Here is an 8561-nt window from a genome sequence, read left to right as displayed (position 1 = left end):
GAAGAATTGTTGAAGAATTCCCAGAAATTCCGGTTAATTCGGGCAATTACAAGAATTATTCAGGAATTTTTGCTCAGGATAACAATTTCTAAGGATAACAATTTCTAAGGATAACAATTTCTAAGGATAACAATTTCTAATATACAAATATTTAATATAAAATTTGGATCCGAGCCTATTCCGGATACATGCCACAATAGGCTGCAGGCATTTGCCGATATTTTTATGATAGAGTTTTATACAGGATCTTCCAATCTGTATTCGTTTCCAGTACTCACTTTAATTTCAACTGATCGTGTTTCCCAATCCCATTTTACAGGTAATAGTTCATATCCTGAGGACACAGGAGTTTTCAGGGAAATGCGTTTTATCATTCTTATCAGTATCACTATTATCTAAACAAGAGGATTTGTTATGGCTGAAAAAGAGATTTCAATCATTCATCCCCGCCCAAGTTCCATAGTTGCGGCTCTTTACACTCTAAGAGACTTAAATGTTGATGTCGCTATCCTGCATGGGCCTCCAGGGTGTTCCTTTAAACATGCAAGGCTGCTCGAAGAAGACGGTATACATGTGGTTACCACAGGCCTTGATGAGAACAATTTCGTTTTTGGAGGACATGATAAACTTGTCCAACTTATCAACAAGTCAGTGGAACTTTTTAATCCTAAACTTATAGGAATTGTAGGAACCTGCCCCAGTATGATTATAGGGGAAGAAATGCATGATGCCGTGCTAGAGGCAAATCCTGATGTCCCTGTAATCGAAGTCGAGGTGCACGCAGGCTATCACGATAACACAAAAGGAGTACTCTTTGCCCTGGAATCCGCACTCGATGCAGGAATTATTGATCACAAAGAGTTCGAGCGTCAGAAATATCTCCTTGAAAAAGCTACAGAAGTAGAAAAAAAGCATGGAGCTGCAAGCAGGGAATACCTTGCTCCCTCCCGTGGGGATGTCAAATACAAAGCCGCACAGCGTGTAATTCAACTCCTCAAGGAAGACAAGAGGGGCCTTGTCATCATGAATGCCAAAAAAGAAACCGGCTACATGTTTGCAGACATTACCCTTGCAGTCAATGAGGTTGCAGAAGCTCTCGGGAAAAAAGAAAATCTTATCAATATGGCAAATATCGACCCGGAGCTCGGACTTCCCAGAGTCAGGCAGCATGCCAAGTATATAACGAGAGATCTCAAAGCACATGGGATTGAGGTACATGAAATCATTGGTGGCATGGACGAGTACCCTATTGCAGGCGAAAAGGTCAGCAAATTAATAAAAGAAAAATACAGTGACTTTGATTTTGCAGTCATTTCGGGTGTTCCACATGCAATCCCTATGGAGAACATAAAGAACATGGAACTGATTTCGATAACTAACGGCCCGAGACAGGTCCTGCCTTTAAAAGAGATGGGGCATGAGTATGTGCTGGTTGAAATCGACCTCCACCCGAAAACACTGGGAGTCAGTGGGATTGTGGAATCTGAGTTTGGGGCTACCTTAAGGGAAGTTGCAAAGGAAGCCTGAGCAAGAAGAGCCAGGATAAAATCAGGAGGAAGATCCTTTGAAAAACCAGAAGATCATAGCGATCTACGGGAAAGGCGGCATAGGCAAATCGAGTACCGCTTCAAACATTGCCGCTGCCTGCGCCGAGGCAGGAAAGAAAGTCATGATTATAGGCTGCGATCCTAAAAGTGACTCATCAATCACCCTTCTAAGAGGCAGGAGAATTCCAACCATTCTTGATCTCCTGCGTGAGGGTGTGGACATAAAAAAAGAAGATGTGGTCTTTGAGGGATATGCAGGCGTCAAATGCGTGGAAGCAGGCGGTCCCGAACCAGGCATAGGGTGTGCAGGGCGAGGAATCATTGTTGCCATCCAGAAATTGAAGAGCATTTCAGGAAATCTCTTAAAAGAACAGGATTTTATCATTTACGATGTACCAGGAGACATCGTCTGCGGAGGATTTGTTGCCCCTGTAAGAAAAGGGTTCGTAAATGAGGCTTATGTCCTGACTTCAGGAGAGTACATGCCCCTTTATGCAGCAAATAATATCTGCAAAGGCTTATCGAAGATAGGAATGCCGCTTAGCGGGGTAATCTGCAATTCCAGAAATGTAAGCAGGGAAGAGGAAATAGTTTCGAAGTTTTCCGAGGAAATCGGCAGCCAGCTTATGGCTTTTATCCCGAAGAGGCAGGTAGTTCAGGACTGTGAAAGGGAAGGTTACTCGGTAATGGAAAAGGCACCCGAATCTGATATTGCGCAGATCTATCGCAAGCTTGGGAAAGCAATCCTTGAAAACGAAAAAAAAGTTACAGCCGATTCCCTGAGTGATGAACGGCTGAGGGAATTGACAAAATAAATTAGAGTATCAATAGTTGAATAAACACATCAGGGTGAATAAACACAAAGGGGTATCGAAAAAATGATTAATGACAAGCAATCCGCAGCAAGGAATATTCCCAGGATTCTCATTTCCGCAGACCGTTCTTCCTCAGGCAAGACTACAATTTCCATGGGCCTGATGGCTGCTCTCGTTTCAAGGGGATACAAAGTACAGCCCTTTAAGGTTGCTCTGGATTATATCGACCCAAGCTATCATACTGAGATAACTGGCAGGTTCTGCCGGAACCTTGACGGCTACCTCATGGATGAAAACGGGATTCTGGATGTCTATACTCATGCCTGCGAGGCCGGCGAGAAGGCGGATATTGCGATTATTGAAGGAGTTCGCGGGCTTTATGAAGGTTTTGAAAGCTTAAGCGACCTTGGAAGCACTGCCCAGATCGCAAAGATCCTTAACTGCCCTGTAATCTTTGTAATCAATGCCCGAAGTATTACCCGTTCGAGTGCTGCCCTTATAAACGGATACAGGAACTTCGACCCTGATGTGGAAATTACAGGAGTTATCCTTAATAACATAGGAAGCCGCCGCCATGCCGAAAAAGCAAAAGAAGCAATCGAACACTATACAGGCATTCCGGTTATAGGAATTGTTCCGAGAGACCACGCGATGCAGATTTCCATGCGCCATCTCGGGCTTATGCCAGCTCTCGAAGGCCGGAGACGGCTTGGGGATGGAGACTTTGAAGCCCGCCTTCAAGGCATTGAAGAAATCATCAATAAAGGAATTGACGTAGACCGCTTTATGAAAATCGCAAAAAGCGCAAAGCCCCTTAAAAGCCCTGATAATAGCGTTTTTTCTTCAGTCTCCGATTCTGGAGCACCCAGGCCAAAGATAGGGGTTGCCCTTGATGAGGCTTTCAACTTCTACTATCACGATAACATTGATCTCCTGAATCTTGCAGGCGCAGAAATTGTTTACTTTAGCCCTGTTAAAGACACCTCACTTCCGGAAGTTGACGGGCTCTATATAGGAGGAGGTTATCCCGAACTCTTTGCAGCCGAACTTGAAGCTAACGAGTCCATGCGCCAGGATATCAAAAAAGCATCTGCTGCAGGCATGCCTATTTATGCCGAGTGTGGAGGGCTTATGTACCTTACGGAAAAAATAAGCACAGGCGTTCCCGGAAAAGGTACCTATCACAATACCTCAATGCCAGAATCTACATATTCAATGGTCGGAGCCCTACCAGGGCATACTATTATGGGACAAACAAGAGTGGTCAGCTACAATATCGGGACCCTTAATAAGGACTGCCTTCTCGGGAAAAAAGACAACAGTTTCAAGGGACACGAATTCCACCATTCTGAAATAAGGGAAATTCCTGAGGACGCTGAATTTGCAATAACTCTGTCAAGAGGTACAGGCATAAAGAACGGCATGGATGGGCTTATTTCTGGAAATACCCTGGGTTCATATGCCCACCTGCACGGAGTTGCGTACAGAGAGTTTGCAAGCTCACTTGTAGAAGCTGCAAGAAATTTCATGGAGTCCAGGGTTCTTCCGTAATGTGGGAAGGCTCCGTTCTTAGTGTATGCAAACACTACCAAGCAATATTATATTAATCGATTATAACAATTTAGATTACAATAGTAGACTACAATAGAGTAAATTACAACAGATTAGATTACAATAGAGTAGATTACAACAGATCAATCAAGACAAACTGATTGTAACAAATTATTTTAATAATAAATTATTTTAATAATAAATTATTTTAACAATAAATTATTTTAATAGCAAATTGTTTTATGAGAACCTAGATCAAGAGAAATTACGCTATATCAAATTAAACTACAGCAAACCAGACTGGTAAAGAACTTATTTTCATTTCATTTTCTTTTCAGGTGAATCTATTGAAAACACAACTTAAAGGAGACCGGGTCCTTGCCGGAAAGGAAGCGGTAGCCGAACTTTATAAAACTGGTTACTTCGGGCGTCCTAAAGGCGAAGGGCTTGAACTCTCGCTTGTAGAAGCTGCTTTTCTTCTGTCCAGAGGAAAACTCGAGATCGAACTTGAAGGCACACTGCTCGATTTTAGAACCTTTTTCGAACAGGCCTCTTTGAGGCAGCCGAATTTTGAGCTGAAATATATAGTTTATAAGGACCTTAAAGAAAGAGGGTACTATGTCCAGCCATCAGCTGCAGATTTCCGGGTGTATCCCAGAGGCAGCCACCCGGGTAAAAATGCAGCAAATATTTTTGTTCATGTCCAGTCTGAAAGACAGCTCCTTCCTGTAAAACTTCTTCAGGACTCAGTTACCTCGGCAGAGAACGTGCATAAGCAGTTTATCCTTGCTGTGGTGGATGAAGAAAGTGACCTTACCTTCTATGAGGTTAAAACCGCAGTTCCCAAAGGAGAAATGCCTGAGCCATATCCTGCCATCAAAACCGATGCCACTTTCCTAGAAGACAGGGTAATAGCCTGGGATTCTCAGGCTTCGGAAACTCTCTATAAAAGTGGCTTTTACGGAAAAATGCTGGACTCCGAGAGGTTGCAGCTTTCCCTGGTCGAATCACTTTACCTCTTTTCCAGAGGCATAATAACGGTTCGGGACAGGAAAGGTAAAGTGTTTTCATTTGACGAATTTGTCGAGAAAGCCTCGGAGATTGAAAGCTTTTTCCTGAGAAAGTACAGTGCATATAAAAATCTCAGGGATTCGGGGCATGTGGTCAAAACCGGTTTTAAATTCGGGACAAATTTCAGGGTATACCGAAAGGTAGAGTCAATAGAGAAAATTCCTCATTCGGAATACCTTGTAAATGCCATCCCTGCGGATTTTGAGTTCAGGCTTTCAGTTATGTCTGGAGCTGTCAGGCTTGCAAACAGCGTCAGGAAAAAAATGCTTTTTGCAGTTGAGAAAGGTGAGGAAATCGAGTACCTAGATATCAGCCGGACGAAGATGTAAATATTCGGATGTTTATTCGAGTGTTAGTTCAGACTTGACCGAAGGAGTTTTTCCCTGAGCTTAACGTTTCTTAATTTTATGAAAAGCAGATCTTCAGCCGAGGGTAGAGTATATGTGGGATATTATTGCAGTAGACATCTCTGGCAGGCACAGGATTAAAGGAGGGTATTATATGGTATGTGCAGCCGCAGCGCTTACGGTTTCGGCTAGCCATATTGAAAAAATCAAGCAGATCAAAATCCTTCCCCTCTGGCAAAAAAGAGCTCCCAGCCTGCTGGACGTTGTGCAGTTAATCGAAGATACGGCTGACCAACTTTCTTTTGAGGGTACGATTGTGGCAGAAAAGGGGGATATGTATAATAAACCCAAATGGGTGACCGAAAGTATGTTTTCCAGGGCTTTTAAGTATCAGGAATCAATTGCCGAGAGAATGTCGATTGAACTCGTGCACCACGTTTCCCTGAGCGCCCGTAACCTATTGATAAAAGAACTTGAAATCGAGGCATGAAAATTTCAGCTGAACAGAAATCCTATAGCGGATCCAGCAACGGTAACAGAGTAATTCTCGTTAAAAGAACAATTCCCAATTCGGACCCTGAACGTGAAGAATACCTCTTACAGGAACTCAGAGAGCTTGCAAAAGCTGCAGGTTATCTGCCAGTTGGTGAGCTTAAGCAAACCAGGTATCCTGATTCGAAGTACCAGCTTGGCCGGGGGAAAATAGAGGAACTTGCCGAACTTGTCAGGAGTACGGGTGTAGAGAAAGTAATTTTCTATAACAGGCTCTCTACAACTCAGCTATTCAATATCTCAGAAATCTGCAGATGCCAGATTATCGATAAATTCCAGCTCATCCTTGAGATCTTTGCAAAAAGGGCAACTACCCACCGCTCAAAACTCCAGGTCGAACTGGCAAGACTGAGATATGAAGTACCAAGGGTAAGAGCTGTTGTGTCTCTCCTTAAAAAGGAGGAAAGGGCAGGTTTCATGGGGCTCGGAGACTACGAAGATTCTTATGAACAGGACCTGAAGAAGAGGATAACAAGGATTCGTAATGAACTTGAATCTGCAGAAAAAGATGATGAATCTTTACGGGCTTTAAGGCACAGGAAAGGCTTTTCCTTGATTTCCCTTGCAGGATATACAAACGCCGGGAAAAGCACGCTTTTCAATGCAATTGTAGATGAAAGTGTTGAGGCAAAGAACATGCTTTTTACAACACTTGTGCCCATGACCAGAGCTCTGGACCTAGGTGGACGAAAAGCTCTTTTGACCGATACCGTGGGGTTTATAGAGGATCTTCCTCACTGGCTGGTTGACGCCTTCAAGTCCACCCTTGACGAGATTTTTCTCTCGGACCTTATACTCCTAGTAGTGGATGCAAGCGAAAAACCCGAAACGATCTTGCAGAAACTTTCGACATCTCACGATACCCTCTGGGACCGAATACAGGGAGTTCCTATAATTACCGTACTTAATAAAGCCGATCTGGTTGATGAATCCAAACTTGACGTCATTATGGAGCAAATAGGTTATATGGCCCCTAACCCGGTCTTTGTTTCCGCAAAAAAGGGCACCGGAATGACTGCACTAAAAGAAGAAATAATAAAGCATCTACCTCCCTGGTGTTTTTGCTCTCTTTCCCTTCCCAATTCGGAAAAAGGGATGTCAATGCTCTCATGGCTGTATGAAGAAGGAATCGTACACAGAGTAGAGTTCGGAGAGCGGATACTTCTGGATTATGAAGCAAGAACAGAGATAATTAACCGAGCACATGCTCTCCTTGAACCTCAGGAAGCTCAAACAAGTGAGTGATCTTTATTAAACGTTTCTTAAACAACTGGATTTTTGATCCAAACTTTTTTTTGAAAAAGTTTGGGCCAAATTTTTTTAAAGTTTGTACCTGAGGATATGTATCACTCCCGAGCTTTTCAGAAGAATAGAAAGCTTTTTGAATTTTATAAAAACTACTGGAATATTGACAGAGCGTTTTCCAATATCTTTTTCTCAGGGAGTTTTTTGTATGGTCTGAATACTGTTCGTATATCCACGAAAGGTACTTATATCCAGAAGTTGTTTGTTTACATGCGAACGGGTGTCTACTGAAAACATCAGACCCTCCTAATATCCTAAACTACACCCCTAAAACCAGATTTTTACTATGTTTTTGCCCGTTCGCAGTTCCTCCAGAATTTTCATCCTATTTTTAAGACATCGCTTGTTTGTAAATAAACGAACTTTTTTGCGGTCAGTAATAAACCTGGATGCCAATGGACTCTCGTTTCAAAATTTATATAAATTCATTTCTCATTCTTCTGTTAAGTATGAAATTCGATCTGCATGTACATTCCGAGTATTCAAAAGATAGCAAATCAAGCCATGACGACATCCTTAAAACCGCAAGTAAAAGGGGACTTGACGGATTTGCTATCTGTGACCACGACACTGTGGAAGGCGGGCTTGCCTGTAAAAAAAGAGCCCTGGAACTTGGCTTTGAGCTTACGGTCATTCCCGGGGTTGAGGTTAGTTCTTCGAAGGGGCATATCCTTGTTCTCGGAGTCAGCCAGAATATCAAGCCTCATCTGAGTCCGGAAGAAACGATTGAGATAGCCAGGAAACTCGGAGGCACGGTTATTATCCCTCACCCCTTCAAGCGCAGTTCCCACGGGATAGGAAGTTTTGAAGGACTTGACGTTGATGCCGTTGAGGTTTTTAACTCCCGCTGCCTTTTTAATGGAGCCAACCGGAAAGCTGCAACCGAGGCAAAGAGGCTTGGAATTCCGGAAGTTGCAGGAAGCGATTCCCATGTTCCAGAAATGGTAGGCCAAGCATACACCGAAATCAATGCCTCGGAAAATACCCTCGACGCCGTGCTGGAAGCCATCCGAGAAGGAAAAGTTTCTCCTGCGGGAAAAAATACACCCACACCTATTATTCTTAAACAGATGTCAGGCAGCGCCAGGCGAAAAATTAAGAAAAAACTGTTTCGTAAAGCCTAAAAGAACGCAAAATATAACTTCGTATGGTCTGTGGTTTTAGAAAGATTGCAACCTCCTTATAACTGCTTTATGCTTAGCCAAAAAAGTAAGTACGTGGTTAACTATTCAACCTGTCAAAGTAAGTATGTGGTTAACTATTCAACCTGTCAAAGTAAGTATGTGAGCAACTATTCAGCCTATCAAAACATGTCTAATGATATTGATTATAGTGAAAACGAGGAATCCGAAAAATAACCTCTGAAAAATGAA

General features: G+C 42.9%; 7 protein-coding genes. All 7 read left to right on the top strand.

Annotated features, from left to right (window positions below; genetic code table 11):
* The first annotated feature begins 414 nt into the window (after positions 1–414).
* The 7 genes from cfbD to A9239_RS10140 all read left to right on the top strand — a co-directional run bounded on the left by cfbD (position 415) and on the right by A9239_RS10140 (position 8312).
* Positions 415–1527 carry a Ni-sirohydrochlorin a,c-diamide reductive cyclase catalytic subunit gene (gene cfbD / locus A9239_RS10170; protein WP_048119934.1) on the top strand — a complete coding sequence of 371 codons (1113 nt, stop codon included), beginning with the start codon at positions 415–417 and terminating at the stop codon, positions 1525–1527.
* A 37-nt stretch (positions 1528–1564) separates the two neighbouring features.
* Positions 1565–2362, top strand: a complete 798-nt coding sequence (cfbC, locus tag A9239_RS10165) for a Ni-sirohydrochlorin a,c-diamide reductive cyclase ATP-dependent reductase subunit (protein WP_048119935.1) — start codon at positions 1565–1567, stop codon at positions 2360–2362.
* Positions 2363–2425: 63 nt separating this feature from the next.
* Entirely contained in the window at positions 2426–3913 is a 1488-nt protein-coding gene (gene cfbB / locus A9239_RS10160; RefSeq protein ID WP_048119937.1) for a Ni-sirohydrochlorin a,c-diamide synthase, read from the top strand.
* A 347-nt stretch (positions 3914–4260) separates the two neighbouring features.
* Complete coding sequence (gene endA / locus A9239_RS10155) at positions 4261–5313, top strand: tRNA-intron lyase (RefSeq protein ID WP_048154483.1); 1053 nt, start codon at positions 4261–4263, stop codon at positions 5311–5313.
* A 112-nt stretch (positions 5314–5425) separates the two neighbouring features.
* Positions 5426–5821, top strand: coding sequence for a DUF2209 domain-containing protein (locus tag A9239_RS10150; protein WP_011305387.1), 396 nt, complete (start codon positions 5426–5428; stop codon positions 5819–5821).
* On the top strand, positions 5818–7128 hold the full coding sequence (gene hflX / locus A9239_RS10145) for a GTPase HflX (RefSeq protein ID WP_048154478.1): 1311 nt from the start codon (positions 5818–5820) through the stop codon (positions 7126–7128). The genes A9239_RS10150 and hflX overlap by 4 nt, the downstream gene beginning before the upstream one ends.
* Before the next feature lie 509 nt (positions 7129–7637).
* Positions 7638–8312, top strand: coding sequence for a PHP domain-containing protein (locus A9239_RS10140; protein WP_048123214.1), 675 nt, complete (start codon positions 7638–7640; stop codon positions 8310–8312).
* The last annotated feature ends 249 nt before the right edge of the window (positions 8313–8561 follow it).

Source organism: Methanosarcina sp. A14 (genome assembly GCF_001729375.1).
GTDB lineage: Archaea > Halobacteriota > Methanosarcinia > Methanosarcinales > Methanosarcinaceae > Methanosarcina > Methanosarcina barkeri.
Note: the sequence above shows the minus strand (reverse complement) of the source record. Positions and strands in the feature narration are given on the sequence as shown.